Origin of the sequence: Hymenobacter cellulosivorans (assembly GCF_022919135.1) — a bacterium.
Classification (GTDB): Bacteria; Bacteroidota; Bacteroidia; order Cytophagales; family Hymenobacteraceae; genus Hymenobacter; species Hymenobacter cellulosivorans.
The window spans coordinates 3,231,600-3,247,595 of sequence record NZ_CP095049.1; the positions used below are offsets into that span (position 1 = coordinate 3,231,600).

Consider the following 15,996-nt stretch of genomic DNA (forward strand, 5'->3'; position numbering starts at 1 on the left):
AAAAGTAAACGGCGGGACTTGTTTTTGCTTCTATATAGCTCGGAAGCCATACAAGAGGTAGGGTGCGGATGAACAATTCCGGCGTCCGTGGTTTAAGTCTAGCCAGGCGGAGGGCCGTTGCCTGCTGGCAAAGCGACTTAGGGTAGCTTTGCCGCGCAGTTCTCATTGCCTATTTTTCCTTAGCTCAACCTTGGCGGCTTCCCATCCTTCTGTCTCACTCTCATTCCTTCGCTCCGTGACCATCCGCACGCGCCTAGCTTTGCAGTTTGCCGCCATTTTGGCCGTTACGCTGCTGCTGTTTTCCCTGGTAATCTACTTTTTTACCTACCAGTCGCGGCGCAATTACTTCACTGACAACCTCTTTGCCCGGGCTCGGGTCGTGGCCCACGTGTACCTGGACGGGGCCAACCGCGGCGACGAAGCCAGTCGGGCTACTTACCGCCGTTACCTGCGCCAGTTTTACCGCACCCTGCCCGCCGAAGAAGTGCAGGTCTACGATGCGCAAAACCGGGTGGTATTTCGGGAAGGGCAGCAAACCGTGCAGCCCGTGCCTAAGAGCTTGCTGACCAGCGTGCGGCAAACGGGCAGTGTAGTAGAGCAGCGGCCCGGCAATGCCCAAACCGTGGGCCTGCTTTACCGCGACCCGCACCGCGGCGACTTCGTGGTCGTGGCCTCGTCCGTCGATACCGACAGCCAGGTGGAGCAGCGCACCCTGCGCACGATTCTGGCCAGCGGGCTGCTCATCAGCTTCGGCATTGTGGGCGTGGGCGGCTGGTTTTTTGCCCGCCAGGCCCTGCGGCCCATGCAGCGCATCGTGCAGGAAGTCGACACGATTACAGCTTTCGATTTGCACCGCCGCCTTTCCCAGGCCGACGGGCAGGACGAGGTGTCGCACCTGGCACAGCGCTTCAATAGTCTGCTCGACCGGCTCGAAACGGCCTTTGCCGGGCAGCGCACCTTTGTGCGCGATGCCTCCCACGAGCTACGTACCCCGCTCACGGTGCTGACCGGGGAGCTGGAAGTGGCCCTGCTGCAGGAGCGCAACCCGGCTGAGTACCGCCGCGTGCTACAAAGCACCCTCGATGCGGCCCGCATGCTCACGGCTCTTACCAACGGCCTGCTCCAGATTGCCCGCGCCTCCGACGACCCCTCGCAAGTGCCCATGGCCCCGGTGCGGCTCGATGAGCTGCTGCTGCAGGCCCACGAGGAAGTACTGCGTCGCCAGCCCACCTGCCGCGTCGACCTGGAGTTTGGGGAGCCTACCTTGCCGGGCGGCAGCTTTGAGGTGCTGGGCAATGAGCCGCTGCTGCTCTCGGCAGTGCTGAATGTGCTGGAAAATGCCTGCAAGTTTTCCAAAGACAGTCAGGAGCCTATCATGGCCATTCTGACCTGCCTGGGGCGGGAGGTCCAGCTGCAGGTGCGCGACCGGGGCGTGGGCATGACCGAGGCCGACCGGCAGCAGGTATTCGTACCCTTTTTCCGGGCCGAGGCCATTCGTACCGTGCCGGGCCACGGCATTGGGCTGCCGCTGACGGCCAAAATCATGGCCCTGCACGGCGGCAGTATCCGGGTCGACAGTGAGCTGGGCGCGGGGACCCAGGTTACGCTGCGCCTGCCCACAACTAGTTTATAACAGACTGTAAATGGCGTTTTAATGCCCTTTTAATTCTCTTTTAACTCCGTCTTAACTACCCGGACCTAGTATTGTAGGATATCATAGCGACGCTCTGTCTGATCGGGCCGTCACTCCTCTATGGTATACCCCTCGCTATGATCCAAACTGCTCCGGCTTCTAAGTCATCTACGGTCAATTCATCTGCTCCCCCACCGTCGGGCAATTACTTTAGTACCCTAGGCAAGGATGCTCCGTCCGGCCTGGTCGTATTTCTGGTGGCTTTGCCGCTGTGCCTGGGCATTTCGCTGGCTTCCGGTGCTCCGCTGCTGGCCGGCGTAATTACCGGCATCGTCGGTGGGGTAGTCGTATCCTGGCTCAGCGACTCGCCGTTGAGCGTAAGCGGCCCCGCCGCCGGCCTCACGGCCATCGTGCTGTCGGCCATTCACACCCTGGGCTCGTTCGAAGCCATGCTGGCCGCTACCGTTGTGGCGGGCCTGCTGCAGCTGGTGCTGGGTTTCCTCAAAGCCGGCATCATTGGCATGTACTTTCCTTCCTCGGTTATCCGCGGGATGCTGGCCGCCATTGGCTTGATTCTGATTCTGAAGCAGATTCCCCACTTCCTCGGGGCCGATACCGACTACTTCGAGGATATGGACTTTCTGCAGTTCAACGGGCAGAACACGTTCAGCGCTATTGCCGCCGCCAGCAACGCCATCAGCTGGGGCTCGGCCCTGATTGGGGTGGTGTCGCTTATCGTGCTGCTGGTGTGGGATAGTAAGCCCGTCAAGAGCATTGCGGCCCTCAAGCTGGTGCCCGGCGCCCTGATCGTGGTGGTGCTGTCCATCCTGCTGAATCTGCTGCTGAGCAACGTGGCCCCCGATCTGCAGGTGCGCCCCGAGCACTTGGTGAAGCTGCCCAATATCTCCTCGTTTGCCGACCTGACCAAGGAGCTGCGCCTGCCCGACTGGACGGCCCTGACCCGGGGCTCGACCTACGTGGTGGCCTTTACCATTGCCATTGTTGCCTCGCTCGAGACCCTGCTTAGCGTGGAGGCCGTCGACAAGCTCGACCCCCACAAGCGCCACACGTCCCAGAACCGGGAGCTCAAGGCCCAGGGCGTCGGCAACCTGATTAGCGGCCTGATCGGTGGTCTGCCCCTGACGGCCGTAATCGTGCGCAGCTCGGCCAACATCAACGCCGGAGCGCAAAGCAAAATGTCTTCTTTTATCCACGGGCTGTTGCTGCTGGGTAGCTTGTTGTTCCTGGCTTCGGTGCTGAACCTGATTCCGCTTTCGGCCCTGGCGGCCGTGCTGCTCACCGTGGGTTTCAAGCTTACCAAGCCGGCTCTGTATCGTTCCCAGTGGCGGTTGGGCTGGCAGCAATTCCTGCCCTTCATCGTGACGGTGGTAGCCATTCTGTTCACCGACCTGCTCAAGGGCGTGTGTATAGGCCTGGCCGTGGGCATCTTCTACATTCTGAAGGCCAACCTGGAATCAGCGTACTACTACCACAACGAGCCCACCCGGGACCCTGGTTTGGTGCATCTCAAGCTCAGTGAGCATGTCTCGTTCCTGAACAAGGCCAGCATTGTGACTACCTTTGAGCGGCTGGCTCCCGGCTCCCACGTTATCCTCGACGGCACTGATTCCGAGGTTATCGACTACGACGTGTTGGAGGCCATTGAGAATTTCCGCTTGTCGGCTGCCGAACGCAACATTAAGCTGGAGTTGCGCGGTATTCCCCAGGTGGAGGTTCTGGGCCACTAGTAGCCTGGCCTGGCCGTAACAGTCTTTTTCCAATCTTCTGCAAATTCCCTTGCCCATGAAACCAGACCAGTCTGACGCTTCCGATTCTTCGATGGAGCAAATCCTCCAAAACAACCGTAAGTGGGTCGAAGAAAAGAAAGCCACTGACCCCGACTTTTTCAACAAACTGGCCAAAGGTCAGCAGCCACGCTACCTGTTTATCGGCTGCTCCGACTCACGGGTGCCAGCTAGCGCCATCACGGGCACTGGTCCCGGCGAAATGTTTGTGCACCGCAACATCGCCAACCTGGTTGTAAACACCGATATGAACCTGCTGGCCGTGCTGCAATATGCCGTAGAAGTGCTGGAGGTAAAAGACATCATGGTGGTGGGCCACTACGGCTGCGGCGGCGTGGCAGCAGCGGCTTCTACCAAGCAGTACGGGCTGATTGACAACTGGCTGACCAACATCAAAGACGTGGTGCGCTTGCATGAAAAAGAATTCATGAGCATTACGGACCAGGAAAAGCAGCTCCGGCGGCTGGTAGAGCTCAACGTTATTGAGCAAGTGCGCAACCTGACCAAGACTAACATCATTCAGAACGCCCTGCAGCGCCCCAACCCGCCGCGCCTGCACGGTCTGGTGTACGACATTCAGGACGGGGTACTGCACAACCTGGACGTGCCAACAGATGCCATTAACGAGTTCCAGCACATTTACGGCACAGAAGACAGCAAGCACGCCGAGAAAGTAGCCGAAGAAGCTCAGCAAGGCAAGGTTTCGTAAAGCGCCGCTACAAAAGCAACCGGCTACGGCCGGAACACGACGGGCAGCAGCGCCGCGGCTGGTGAAATGCCAGCCGGTACCTGACTACCCGATATATAGTCTATGTGTGGTTGAAAAGGCCGTAGCCCTTGGTTGCGGCCTTTTTTTGCGTGGTGGTTTCGGCGCGGCCCGCTATTTCGGCAACCGGGGAGCCAGCGGGGCCAGAGTCTCGGTGCGGCGGGCTACCCCATACTGGCTGAGCTCGGCCTCAATCCGCTGATTCCAGCGTTCCTGCTCCGCCTCGTTGATGCCGTGCTGGGTTTCGCCGTCGTACTGCTCCTGTACCCGGTTCATTTCCTGGAAGGCCATCAGGTACTCATACTGCAGAATACTGTCGTAGTCTTTCAGCGTCATGCGCGTGGGGGTGAGGCGGCGCTTAAACCGCTCAGCCACCAGCTTGACCAAATCGAAGTGGCGCTGCTCGTGGTTGAGGTCGTAGGCTCCGCGCGCTGCCGCCGACACCCACGATGAGCTGCGCACCACGAACACCTTTAGCCGCATATCGAGCTGCAGAATCCCGTTCACCACTCTAGGCTGGCCTGCGTAGGCAAAGCTTGGAAACACGGCCGCCGCGTGGGGCCCGGGCCGGGGTGCAGCCGTGAAGTCAGCCCAGGTTAGGGGCCGGGCTGGGTCGTAGAACACCGTGTCGGGCTCGGTCTGGTCCCGGTAGTCGGTGAAGCGCAGGCGCAGGCCGGTAGCCAGCTTCAGGCTGGTCGGGGCCTGGGTCACGACCCAGCTGTGCAGGTAGCGCAGGCCCTCGGCCAGGCCCTGGCGCAGGGCGGGCTCCGCTGCTCCCGTCTGCCACAACGCCCGGCGGTAGCGGGCGGCCCCCCAGTATTCGGTCAGAACTACGGTTTCGCCTTCGCGCTGCCAGTCCAGCACCAGGCGTAGAGTCAGGTTGCCGTCGGCGTACTTGGGCTGGCCGGGCGTAAGGGTTTCGGTGAGCCGGCACTCCTGCACCCGCAGCGTCAGGGGCCGCCGGCCGCCGTTGCGGGGCAGGCTCTGGGCCACGAACTGCCGGAGCGCGGCCAACGTCCCGCCCTGCAGTTCCACTTGCCGCAGCACCGCGGGCTGGTTGGGCTGAGCACCCGGAACCAGCAGCGCCGCCACGGCCGTACGGGCAGGACGCTCATCCACGACCTGGGCAATGTAGTACTCAGTGCTAGTCAATGCGAGGCCAGGGGCCTGCAATGGTAGCGTAGGGGTCCCAGGTTGAGTTTGGGCAACTACAGTGGCGCTGCCGAGTAAGCTCAGGGCAATCAGGCAAAGCAGGGCGCAGCAGAAAACGAAGGGACGGGAAGGCCGGATAACGGACATTACAAAGGCTGGCAACGGGAACTGGCAAATAGCCGCCGGCTCCGGGCAACCTGCTCCGGCCGGCATAAGGCAGACACCAAACCGCGGCAAATAGTGCGGCCCCGGCTTCTCCCGACTTGAAGCCTACCGGTTCCCCAGGCCCCGCAGAATCGGGAAGCGGGCCTGCACCAGCATATAGGCGCCGTAAGCCAGCAACCCCAGCGCCACTACACCCAGCACGCCCGGCCCCATGGCCTGTAAGGCATTAAAGGTACCGGCCGTATCCCGGATTTCGTTGGCGTTGGCGTGTTGGGCGGCCATCAGGCAGTAGTAGCCCATGATGGCAATGACCACGCCCCGGGCGCTGTAGCCAATCTGGCCGGTGCGGTACACGAGCCGGCATTGCGCATCGGTCAGCTCCCGGCCATTCACGTCGGTATCGAACTTGCCCGACCACGCCCGGTAGATCTGTACCAACCCGGCAATAAGCACCGTGAGGCCAATCAGCCCCAGCAGCCACTGCCCGTAGCCGTGTTGCAGGGCCTCGCGCAGCATGGGTTTGGTCGTGTCAGCTTCCCGCACGCGGTGACCGTACCAGGCCATTTTTCCGGCGTAGTACGCTAGCAGGGCGTACAGCAGCCCGCTGAAAATGTAAAAGCCCCGTACCGCCAGGCCCGAGGTGGTCGTGCCTTTGTGTTCGGTGTCGAGCAGGGCCTGGGTGAAGCGCCACACCACGTAGCCGGCCAGACCCAGCGCCACCAGCCACAACAGCACCTGGCCCAGTGGCAGGTGCTGGATGGTTTGGAATACCTGCTGCTGATCGGTGGGAGCGGCCCCGCGCACGCCAATAGCGGCCATGGTTGTGAGCACGCCCAGCACCAGGTAAACCACCCCAATAGACAGAAAGCCCAGGCGGGCCAATGCCCGGATTCCGGTCGAAGGAGCAGGTAGCAGGGTGGGAAGTACGGAGGTAGCAGAAGTCATGGAGCCGAACACTAGCGCGGTTTGTACGCGGCTCGCCCTGGTTCTGGTTATGTCGAGCTAGAGCATTGGGCTGCTACGTTCCGGGCGGTGCGCTGCCGACTCGCGCAGCTAAATCTAGCTGAAGCCCAGTAGGCGTCGCTATTCTTACGTAGGCTTTTACCAACTCTGTGATTTTCTACTCCCATGAAAGCCATTTACTTCGAGCAATACGGCCCCGCCGAGGTGCTCCGCTACGGCGAACAGCCCACCCCCACGCCCGGTGCCGACCAGATTCTGGTGCGCGTGCACGCCAGCAGTGTTAATCCCGTCGACTGGAAGGTGCGCGCCGGCAGCCTCAAGCTCGTTACCGGTGGAAGCTTTCCCAAGATTCCGGGGCGAGACGTGGCCGGCACCGTGGCGGCCGTAGGCGAGAATGTAACCCGCTTCCAGCCCGGCGACCGGGTGTACGGCATGCCCGACGGCGTGGGTGGGGCCAATGCCGAATACGCGGTGCTGCCCGGGCAGGCCGCGGCTTTTATGCCTGAAAAACTGAGTTTTGAGCAAGCAGCGGCCGTGCCCCTGGGCGCCATTACGGCCCTGCAAGGCCTGCGCGACAAAGGCCAGCTGCTCTCCGGCGACCGGGTCCTGATCAACGGGGCCTCGGGCGGGGTCGGTACGTTTGCCGTGCAGTTGGCCAAGGCCTTGGGCGCGGGCGAAGTAACCGGTGTTTGCAGCCCCGACAACGCCGAGCTAGTCCGCAGCCTGGGTGCCGACCGGGTTCTGAACCACCACGAGCAGGATTTTACCCAAGAAATCAGCCGCTACGACCTAATTTTTGACGCCGTGGCCAAGAGCAGCTACCTGGCCAGCAAAGCCGCCCTGCGCCGCAACGGCCGCTACGTGACCACTGCCCCCGACCCCAAAGATATGGCGGCCGGAGTCCTGGCCTCGGTGTTCTCCAACAAGAAGATGAGCCTGTTCGTGGCCGCCAACCGCGGCACCGACTTGGCCCTGATTTCGGCCTGGCTCCAGGCCGGTGCCCTGCGCCCCATCATTGCCCAAACCTTTCCGCTGCCCGAAACGGCTGCCGCTCACCGCCTCAGCGAAGCCGGCCGCGTCGCCGGTAAAATCGTGCTGACGGTAGAGTAGGGGTGCAGTAAAAAACGTCATTCCAAGCCTGGCGAGGAATCCCGCGTGCTGACGGCGAGGTAGTAGGCAACATAAACAGAATGGTCATGCTGAGCGAAGTCGAAGCAGACAGCCCTCTTCCCGGAAAACCAGCACGCCATTCCGAGTGAAGTAGAGAAATGATGTGCTGACGTCGTTTTTCCAGGCCTGGATGACGCCTCCACCGGGTTGAACTGGCACCTTTCGAAGGTAGTTATTTGCAACATTGTTGCAAATAACTACCTTCGTTTGTTTTTCACCCGAGTTGGTCGGTAGCGCGGTACTTTTAGCGGGCCGGTCGACTCCTTTTAGAACTGAAAATGATGGAGCGACAGCAGCAAGCCGAGGTTTTAATTATTGGGGGTAGCTACGCGGGACTGGCCGCCGCTATGGCGTTGGGGCGGGCCCGGCGGCGGGTAATCGTGCTGGATAGTGGGCGGCCTTGCAACCAGCAGACACCCCACTCCCACAACTTTCTGACTCAGGATGGGGAAACGCCCGAAGCTATCCGGAGCAAGGCCCGGATCCAGGTGCTGGCCTACCCGACCGTGACCCTGCTGGCCGGGGAGGCCGTGGCGGCAGCGCGGCAGGGAGCGGGCTTTGTGGTGAGTACGGCAGCAGGAGAAACGATTGAGGCCGGGAAGCTGATCTTTGCCACCGGTGTGCGTGACCTGCTGCCGGCCACGCCGGGCTTTGCCGAGGCCTGGGGAATTTCGGTGCTGCACTGCCCGTACTGTCACGGCTACGAGGTGCGCGACGAGCCCCTGGGCGTGCTCGGCAACGGCGACATGGGCTTCGAGTTTGCCCGGCTCATTCACCACTGGAGCCCCAAACTCACGCTCTTTACCAACGGGCCCGCCACCCTAACCTCCGAGCAAACCCAGCGCCTGCACCACCACGGAATCCGCATCGTGGAGGCCGAAATCCAGCGCCTGGACCACGCAGCGGGCTACCTGCGCAGCGTGGAGCTAGCCACCGGCGCACCCGTGCCGCTCACTGCGCTGTTTGCCCGTATGCCCTTCGAACTGCACTGCCCGCTGCCCCTGGAGCTAGGCTGCACCCTGACCGAAATGGGCCACCTGCAAGTGGACGAGATGCAGCGCACTTCGGTGCCGGGCATCTACGCTGCCGGCGATGCCACTACGCCCATGCGCGCCGTGGCTACCGCTGTAGCCGCCGGCAATAAGGCCGGGGCCATGCTCAACCATGAGCTGATCGGGGAGCAGTTTTAGACAGTGGTGGGGCCGCGCTGGTTGAGATAGAAATGTTGGTTGGATGTAACGGTCACAAAAAAGCCCCGGCCGGTGGGCGCGGGGCAAGCTTTGCGGGCTGAAACGAACCGGGAGCTAGAGCTTTTCTTCCCGCTCGTTTTGCTCGGCGTAGATACGCACGCCGCGTAAGGTAGCCTGGGGGTAGTCCTCCCACGGAAACGTGGCTTCCACGGTTGTAACCACCTCGCCCGCGGGACCATCGGGTGCGGTGGCCCGGAAGGTGAACTCGTAAAACCCATCGGCTGGGGGCGTGATATAGATATAGGGCTCCAAGTGCACATTGGTGTAGCCAAGCGTGGGCACCGTGCCCGTAGCCTGAATAACCAGGATGGGCGGCAATTTCTTTTCAATGACCAGCGAGATACTCTCCACGCGCTGCACTTTGTCTGATTTTGTCATAGCATTGGGTAAGAACAGGTGAGCTTCTAAGATAGAAAGTTCTAGTCTACTTAAGTATTTATATAAGCGAATATTAAGCCGCTGCTTGCCGGGATATTTTTCAGCTTGCTTCGGGCTTGGAAAAGGCAATCAGGATGGCGCCGCCGGCCATGAGGGCGGCGCCCAGCACGAGCTGCCAAGTGACTTTCTCCTTCAGGAATACTACGGCCAGGATGATGGCAAACACCAGGGAAATCTTGTCGAAGGAGGAGGTTTGGGAGGCTTGACCCAGCTTCAGGGCCTGGAAGGAAAACAGGGACGAGAGGCAGGTAATAATGCCCGCCGCCACCAGGAAGCCCCAGGTGCGCCCCTCAATCTGGGCCACGGTGGGCAGCAGGCCCTTGTAGGCCACCACGCTCCAGGCCACGATGATAATCAGCACCGACTGCACGGCGAAGGCCACGCTGGGCTCCACGTTTTTGACGCCAAGCTTGGACAAGGTCACGACGACGGCGGCGGACAGAGCCGCCAGCAACGAAAAAACAATCCACATACTACTTGAGAAAATAAGTCCGGATACAGGAGTAACTGAGAATACGAGGGTTAGCCCCCCAGCGGATAGTACCAGGCGATACTGTGCTGCCTACCGAACACGAAAAAGGCCGTAACCCGAGTGGGTTACGGCCTTTTTTGGGAACTATACCCGGTCTATTGCGCGGCCTGGATTTCGGCTACGGCTTTGTCGGCCAGGGCCTGGTTGGGTGTGGCGGCCTGCTGCTTGGCAGCAGCTTGCAGCATCCCGATGATGGGCTGGTCGGCGCCGTAGCGCTTGTACTGAATGGCCAGACCCTTGAGGCGGTCAACGTCTTCGGCAAAGGCTTTGGGGTCCTGGAGGCGGGGCAGCATGGCACCCATATTCTCGAAGTAGCCAAACTTGTCCTGGGTACCGGCCGCGTCAAACTTGTCGCGCACGTAGCTCCACTGGGCCGGGCCACCAGCCTTGGCGTACACGGCCACCACGGCCTGGCTAATGTTGGTTTGGTCTGTGCCGGCCAGGGCCTGGGCTTGTTGCAGGGCGCGGGTGGGGTTCACCGTAGCCAGGGCCTGTAAGGCTGCGGCCTGCACCGTGTACGAGGGGCTCTGGGCTAGCTGCTGGGCAAAGAGCTTCTCATCCTTTTTGTCTTCCAGTTTGGCCAAGGCCGTGAGCAGGGTAGCCAGGGCGTGCGGGTCTTTCTCCTGGCCAGCCTGCTTGCGCAGGGCCGGAGCGGCGGCTTTGGCTACGGTTTTATCCTGGAGCTTGAGCCGCTCGGCGGCTACCATGCGCAGGTTATTAAACTTGTCGTTGAGGCCACTGATAAGCAGTTTCAGGGCGGCCGGGTCGGTCAGCTGCTTGGCGTCGGCGGCCAGCAGGGCTTCGCGGCGGGCCAGGTAGAGGGGGGCGTGGACATACTGGTAGGCGAAGTCGGCCAGGGGCATGTTGTTGGTGTGCTGCCACACTAGGGTCTTTTCCGCGTCCACATCCACCAGGTTGGGCTTGGCCGCCAGGGGCATGGTGAAGGTCTGGGTGGCCTGGGTCATCACCACGCGCTGGCGCTGCACCTTGCCGTTCACGTAATAGTCAATGGCGAAGGGCAACTGAAACACCTGGCCCGGCTGGGTCTGCTTCACCGTCACGCTCTGCACCTTGGTTGCCGCGTCCCAGGCGTAGTCTACCGTTGCCACCGGGTGACCCGTGCCGAAGTACCACTGGTTGTAGAACCAGTTCAGGTCCTGGCCCGACACGGCTTCCATCGCCAGGCGCAGCTGGTGGGCCTCGCCGTTGCCGAAGGCGTTGTCCTTGAGGTATTTTTGCAGGCCGGCAAAGAATACGTCGTCGCCGAGGTAGGTGCGCAGCATATCCAGAATGGCCCCGCCTTTCTGGTAGGTCACCACGTCAAACATGTCCTCTTTGTCGGCGTAGTGGAAGCGCACAAGCTGCTTGGCCGCGTCGGGGGTGCTGCGCAGGTACTGGCGCAGGTTGCGATTCTTGTGCGAGTCGGCGGCATCGGCTCCGTACTTGTGCTCGGCGTAGAGGCCCTCGGAGAAGTCGGCCAACGACTCGTTCACGGTCAGGTTGCTCCAGCTCTCGGCCGTCACGTAGTCGCCGAACCACTGGTGAAACAGCTCGTGGGCAATGACGGACTCATTCTGATAGTCGCGGTCGGTGAGCTGCTTGTCGGTCATTTGCACGAACTCGCCGTGCAGCGTCGCTGAGGTATTTTCCATGGCCCCGCTCACGTAGTCGCGCACCACAATCTGGGCGTACTTGTTCCAGGGGTACTCCACGCCGAGGCGGTTGGAGAAGAACTCCAGCATGTCGGGCGTGTTGCCGAAAATCTGCTTGGCGAAAGGCGTATACTTGGGCTCCAGGTAGTAGCTCACTTCCTTGCCCCGCCAGGTGTCCTTGGCAACTTTAAAGTCGCCCACGGCCAGCATAAACAGGTAGGGCGCGTGGGGCAATTCCATCTTCCAGGTGTCGGTGCGCAGCCCCGCCCCGGCCGGCGTGGAGCTTGTCATGCGCCCGTTGCTGAGCGTGACGTACTTGCTGGGCACCGTCAGGCTGATTTCGGAAGTCGTCTTTTGGTTGGGCCGGTCGATGGTCGGGAACCAGCAGGAGCTGCCTTCCGTCTCGCCCTGGGTCCAGATCTGTACCGGCTTGCCCTTGGTGGCGCTGTCGGGGTTGATGAAATACAGGCCCTTGGCGTCCGAAATAGCCATACTGCCCTTCACCTGCAACTCGTCGGGCTTGGCCGTGTACTCGATATACACGGTGTAAGGCGTGCCCGGGGCAATGGTCTTACCCAGGTTGATACGCAGGTTGGTCTTGTCGGCATAGGTGTACTTCAAGGGCTGTAGCTGCTCCCCGTTGACCAGGGCCACCATCTTGATGTCGAAGCCCTTGGCGTCGAGGCGTAGGGAGTCGGTGGCGTAGGCATGGGGTTTGAGCGTGAGCCAGGCTTTGCCGTTGAGGTGGCGCTTGGCGTAGTCGAAGCCGGCCGCCAGTTTGGTATGCACCAGCGCGTTGACTTTCGTGTCGGCGGCGCGGTAGAGCTTCAGCGCTGAGTTTTCGGGGCGGGCGGCAGGAGCTTGTTGGGCCAGAGCCGCGGTGCTCAGCAGGCAAGCCAGGGCAGTAAGAGCTGTTTTCATGCGTGAAAGGGGGAAGAGAATAGGGATGAAAGAAGGCAAAAGGCCGGGCCACACGGATTAGGGGAGAAACTGGTAGCAAGGACTCTTACAGCGTGATGTGCCCGACAAACGTATGATATAGTACTTTGTAAAGCAAGGTACTATAATAATAAAGTTAAGCTATATTACTTTAGGATTGAAAGCACTGTACAGAGGATGTTTCATGCTTTTCAACCGTTGCCCGCCTAGGAAATATTTTGTCCGGGAACAGTGAGGCAAACGGCATAAGCCGTGCTTCTTACTGCCGGGTACTGCCTGTTGTGAAGACTGCCGGGCTGCTGGTAATGTGGTAGTTACTGCAAGCTCCGCCATAACTCTGCGCCGTCGGCCGGAGTATGCTACAGGGTTCTGTCACTCGTAACAATGTACGCTATGAATCAGCCGCTTTCCCGTCAGCAGCACGGCTTTACCGATTACACCTACCTGCCTCTGACCCTGGCCATGCCCAAGCTGGCCGGCTTCGAGCACGACAAAAAAGCCGTAGCCCTGACCCAGGTACTAGCCGGCAACGTGGGCCTGTCCAGCCTGTTTACCCGCGCCGAGTGGGGTGGTTTCAAGAAAATGCCTTTCAAGGCCCATCTAGCCCTGGACGTAGCCAACGGAGTGCTGGCTGCCGGGGCGCCCTGGCTGTTTGGCTTTGCCCGCAACCGGCGGGCCCGCAACGCCTTCTTGTTTCTGGGGGCCTTCGGGCTGCTGGCCGGTCTGCTGACCCGTCCCGAGGAAATGCCGGCTTCCAGGCAGTAAGCCGCTGCTTGCTTAACCGCCAACGCCCAGCCCCGCATAGCCCTATGCGGGGCTTTTTTGGGCTCATACGCCGGGCGCTGACGCAGTTACAGGGGGCTGCGCAAAACGACCTTTTCCCGCCGTATCTTTGTTGATTCCCTGCCGGCCCGCGCCGGCAAAAATCAGCGTTAACCTCAGCGAGAATCTGTGATTGTTTGTATTGCCGAAAAGCCCAGCGTAGCCCGTGAAATTGCCCAGGTGCTGGGTGCCAGCCGCAAAATGGATGGCTACTTCGAGGGCAACGGCTACCAGGTCACCTGGACGTTTGGGCACTTCTGCCAATTGCGGGAGCCCGAAGACTACCGCCCCGAGTGGAAGCGTTGGAGCATCCACGACCTGCCCATGGTGCCCGACAACTTCGGCATCAAGCTCATGCGTCGGGATGATGGCGTAGTACGCCAGTTCAACGTAATCAAAAACCTGTTGGCCGCCGCCGACGAGGTCATCAACTGCGGCGACGCGGGCCAGGAAGGGGAGGTGATTCAACGCTGGGTGCTGATGGAAGCCAAGTACCGCAAGCCCTTCAAGCGCCTCTGGATTTCGTCCCTGACCGAGGACGCTATTCGCCAGGGCTTCGCCAATCTGCGCGACGGGGCCGAATTCGACAACCTCTACCAGGCCGGCAAAAGCCGGGCCGCCGGCGACTGGCTCCTGGGCCTGAATGCCACCCGATTGTTTACCCTCAAGTACGCCGCCGGGCAGAAGCAGGTGCTCAGCATCGGACGGGTGCAGACGCCCACGCTGGCTCTCTTGGTGGACCGCTACCACGAAATTCAGAACTTCCGGCCCGAGCCGTACTGGGTGCTGCGCACCGAGTACCGGGGCACCATGTTCAGCCACGTGGCCCTGGCCAAAAAGGGCAAGGATGATGATGAGCCCGATGAAAAAGCCCGCCTCAAGGCCCGCGGCTACTTCGTAAGCCAGGAAGAAGCCGATGTGGCCATGGCCGCCGTAAAGGACGTGCCCCTGACCGTGACGGGCGTCGAAATCAAAAAGGCCCTGGAGTCGCCGCCCTCGTTGTTTGACTTGACCTCCCTGCAGGTGCAGTGCAACAACCAGCTGGGCCTCTCGGCCGAGGACACGCTCAAGACCGTGCAGGCATTGTACGAGAAGAAAGTAGTGAGCTACCCCCGCGTGGATACTACCTTCCTGCCCGACGACCAGTACCCCAAGATTCCCGGGATTCTGCAGGGCCTGGGCGCGTATCATAGCCTGACGCAGCCGTTGCTGGCCGCCAAGATCAAGAAGAGCACCAAGGTCTTTAACAACAACAAAGTCACCGACCACCACGCCATCATCCCCACCGGGGCCTCAGCCGGCGGCCTGGGTGGGCACGAGCAGAACGTGTACGACATTATCGTGCGCCGCTTTTTGGCCGCCTTTTACCCCGACTGCGAAGTCTCGAACACGACCGTTACGGCCGAGGCGGCCGCGCACCCGTTCCGCGTCCGGGGCCGACAGATTCTCAACCCCGGCTGGCGCATCGTCTACGGCGACCCGACCCAGCAGCAGGCCCCCAGCACCGCCAAGCCCGGGGAGGGCGACGACGACATGGTAAACACCGTGCTGCCGTCCTTCGAAAAGGGCGAAAGTGGCCCCCACAAGCCCCGCCTCGACCAGAAGCAAACCCAGCCCCCGCGCGACTACACCGAGGCCATGCTGTTGCGCGGTATGGAAACGGCCGGCCGCAACGTGGACGACGAGGAGCTGCGCCAGGCCATGAAGGAAAACGGCATCGGCCGCCCCTCCACCCGCGCCGCCATCATCGAAACTCTGTTTAAGCGGGGCTACATCCGGCGCGACAAAAAGAAAATTGTGCCCACGCCTACCGGCGTCGAGCTGATTGGGTTGATCCGCAACCCCACGCTGAAGTCGGCCGAGCTGACGGGGCAGTGGGAGCGGAAGCTGCGCCAGATTGAGTCGGGTAACCTCGACTCGGGTTTGTTCCTGGACGAGCTCAAGATGCTGGTGCGGGAAATGGTGCAGGAAGTCAAGCAGGACGGCTCCCGCCGCTCGATTACGGTAGCTGGAGCCGGCATTTCGGCCGCTACCCCAGCGGCCGTGCTGCCCATCAAGCCCGCGGCGGCTACGCCCGCCATTCCCGGCAGCCTGGGGTCGTGTCCGGCCTGTAAGTCGGGCCATATTCTGAAGGGCAAAACGGCGTTTGGCTGCTCCCGTTTCCGCGAGAACTGCCAGTTCCGTCTCCCGGCTCAGTTCGAAGGCAAGAACCTGACCGACAAGCAGGTTTCGGCCTTGCTTGCCAAAGGCCGCACACCGGTTATCAAGGGCTACGTAGACGACCTGGGCAATAAGTTTGATGCCGCCGTGCGCCTCACGCCCCAGCACGGGCTGGAGCTGGTACGGGCCGCCGAAAGCAAGCCCACCACGCCCGTCGACCCGGGCATCATTCCCTGCCCGGTGTGCAAGCTCGGCACCATGCTGCGCGGCAAGGCGGCCTGGGGCTGCTCCCGTTTCCGCGAAGACTGCCAGTTCCGGGCTCCCTTCGAATGGGGCGGCAAAACCCTGACCGAAACCCAGATGAACCAGCTCCTGCGCAAGGGCAAAACCAGCGTCATCCGCGGCTTCGTGTCCCCCAAAACCGGCAACCGCTACGAGGCGGCTTTGCAGGTGAATGGGGAAGGCCGGATTGAGCCGGTGTTTGATAAAGGATAAGGAAAGCCGAAATTCGTTGAGCCGAGCCAACGTCAATAGCGGGTGGGCAGGCAG

12 protein-coding genes are annotated in these 15,996 nt (G+C 61.3%); 7 read left to right on the forward strand and 5 right to left on the reverse strand.

The window, feature by feature from the left end; translation table 11 throughout:
• The first annotated feature begins 235 nt into the window (after window positions 1–235).
• The 3 genes from MUN80_RS13715 to MUN80_RS13725 all read left to right on the forward strand — a co-directional run bounded on the left by MUN80_RS13715 (window position 236) and on the right by MUN80_RS13725 (window position 4,147).
• Window positions 236–1,633 carry a sensor histidine kinase gene (locus MUN80_RS13715; RefSeq protein WP_244713732.1) on the forward strand — a complete coding sequence of 466 codons (1,398 nt, stop codon included), beginning with the start codon at window positions 236–238 and terminating at the stop codon, window positions 1,631–1,633.
• Between the two features lie 137 nt (window positions 1,634–1,770).
• Window positions 1,771–3,381 carry a SulP family inorganic anion transporter gene (locus MUN80_RS13720; protein WP_244713734.1) on the forward strand — a complete coding sequence of 537 codons (1,611 nt, stop codon included), beginning with the start codon at window positions 1,771–1,773 and terminating at the stop codon, window positions 3,379–3,381.
• A 55-nt stretch (window positions 3,382–3,436) separates the two neighbouring features.
• Window positions 3,437–4,147 (forward strand): carbonic anhydrase, encoded by a 711-nt coding sequence (locus MUN80_RS13725; RefSeq protein WP_244713736.1) that lies wholly within the window; start codon window positions 3,437–3,439, stop codon window positions 4,145–4,147.
• Between the two features lie 171 nt (window positions 4,148–4,318).
• On the opposite strand, the gene MUN80_RS13730 is transcribed toward MUN80_RS13725, so the two are convergent.
• Together MUN80_RS13730 and MUN80_RS13735 are read right to left on the reverse strand one after the other, a co-directional pair.
• Window positions 4,319–5,503, reverse strand: coding sequence for a hypothetical protein (locus MUN80_RS13730; protein WP_244713738.1), 1,185 nt, complete (start codon window positions 5,501–5,503; stop codon window positions 4,319–4,321).
• A gap of 123 nt (window positions 5,504–5,626) precedes the next feature.
• Window positions 5,627–6,466, reverse strand: a complete 840-nt coding sequence (locus tag MUN80_RS13735) for a DUF1206 domain-containing protein (RefSeq protein WP_244713739.1) — start codon at window positions 6,464–6,466, stop codon at window positions 5,627–5,629.
• 183 nt (window positions 6,467–6,649) lie between these two features.
• Here MUN80_RS13735 and MUN80_RS13740 point away from each other — a divergent pair, with 183 nt between their 5' ends.
• Window positions 6,650–7,594, forward strand: coding sequence for an NAD(P)-dependent alcohol dehydrogenase (locus tag MUN80_RS13740; protein WP_244713742.1), 945 nt, complete (start codon window positions 6,650–6,652; stop codon window positions 7,592–7,594).
• A gap of 338 nt (window positions 7,595–7,932) precedes the next feature.
• Window positions 7,933–8,844 (forward strand): NAD(P)/FAD-dependent oxidoreductase, encoded by a 912-nt coding sequence (locus MUN80_RS13745; protein ID WP_311136240.1) that lies wholly within the window; start codon window positions 7,933–7,935, stop codon window positions 8,842–8,844.
• A 114-nt stretch (window positions 8,845–8,958) separates the two neighbouring features.
• On the opposite strand, the gene MUN80_RS13750 is transcribed toward MUN80_RS13745, so the two are convergent.
• From MUN80_RS13750 to MUN80_RS13760, 3 genes are all read right to left on the reverse strand, one after another.
• On the reverse strand, window positions 8,959–9,282 hold the full coding sequence (locus MUN80_RS13750) for a hypothetical protein (RefSeq protein WP_244713744.1): 324 nt from the start codon (window positions 9,280–9,282) through the stop codon (window positions 8,959–8,961).
• Window positions 9,283–9,382: 100 nt separating this feature from the next.
• Window positions 9,383–9,814: an EamA family transporter gene (locus MUN80_RS13755; protein WP_244713747.1), complete on the reverse strand. Its 432-nt coding sequence runs from the start codon at window positions 9,812–9,814 to the stop codon at window positions 9,383–9,385.
• 155 nt (window positions 9,815–9,969) lie between these two features.
• Window positions 9,970–12,447 carry a M1 family metallopeptidase gene (locus tag MUN80_RS13760; RefSeq protein WP_244713749.1) on the reverse strand — a complete coding sequence of 826 codons (2,478 nt, stop codon included), beginning with the start codon at window positions 12,445–12,447 and terminating at the stop codon, window positions 9,970–9,972.
• Between the two features lie 411 nt (window positions 12,448–12,858).
• On the opposite strand from MUN80_RS13760, the gene MUN80_RS13765 reads away from it, so the two are divergent.
• Window positions 12,859–13,230, forward strand: a complete 372-nt coding sequence (locus MUN80_RS13765; protein ID WP_244713751.1) for a hypothetical protein — start codon at window positions 12,859–12,861, stop codon at window positions 13,228–13,230.
• Between the two features lie 186 nt (window positions 13,231–13,416).
• The gene (locus MUN80_RS13770; RefSeq protein ID WP_244713753.1) at window positions 13,417–15,942 is read left to right on the forward strand and encodes a type IA DNA topoisomerase; all 2,526 of its coding nucleotides are present in this window, start codon (window positions 13,417–13,419) and stop codon (window positions 15,940–15,942) included.
• Window positions 15,943–15,996 lie beyond the last annotated feature (54 nt).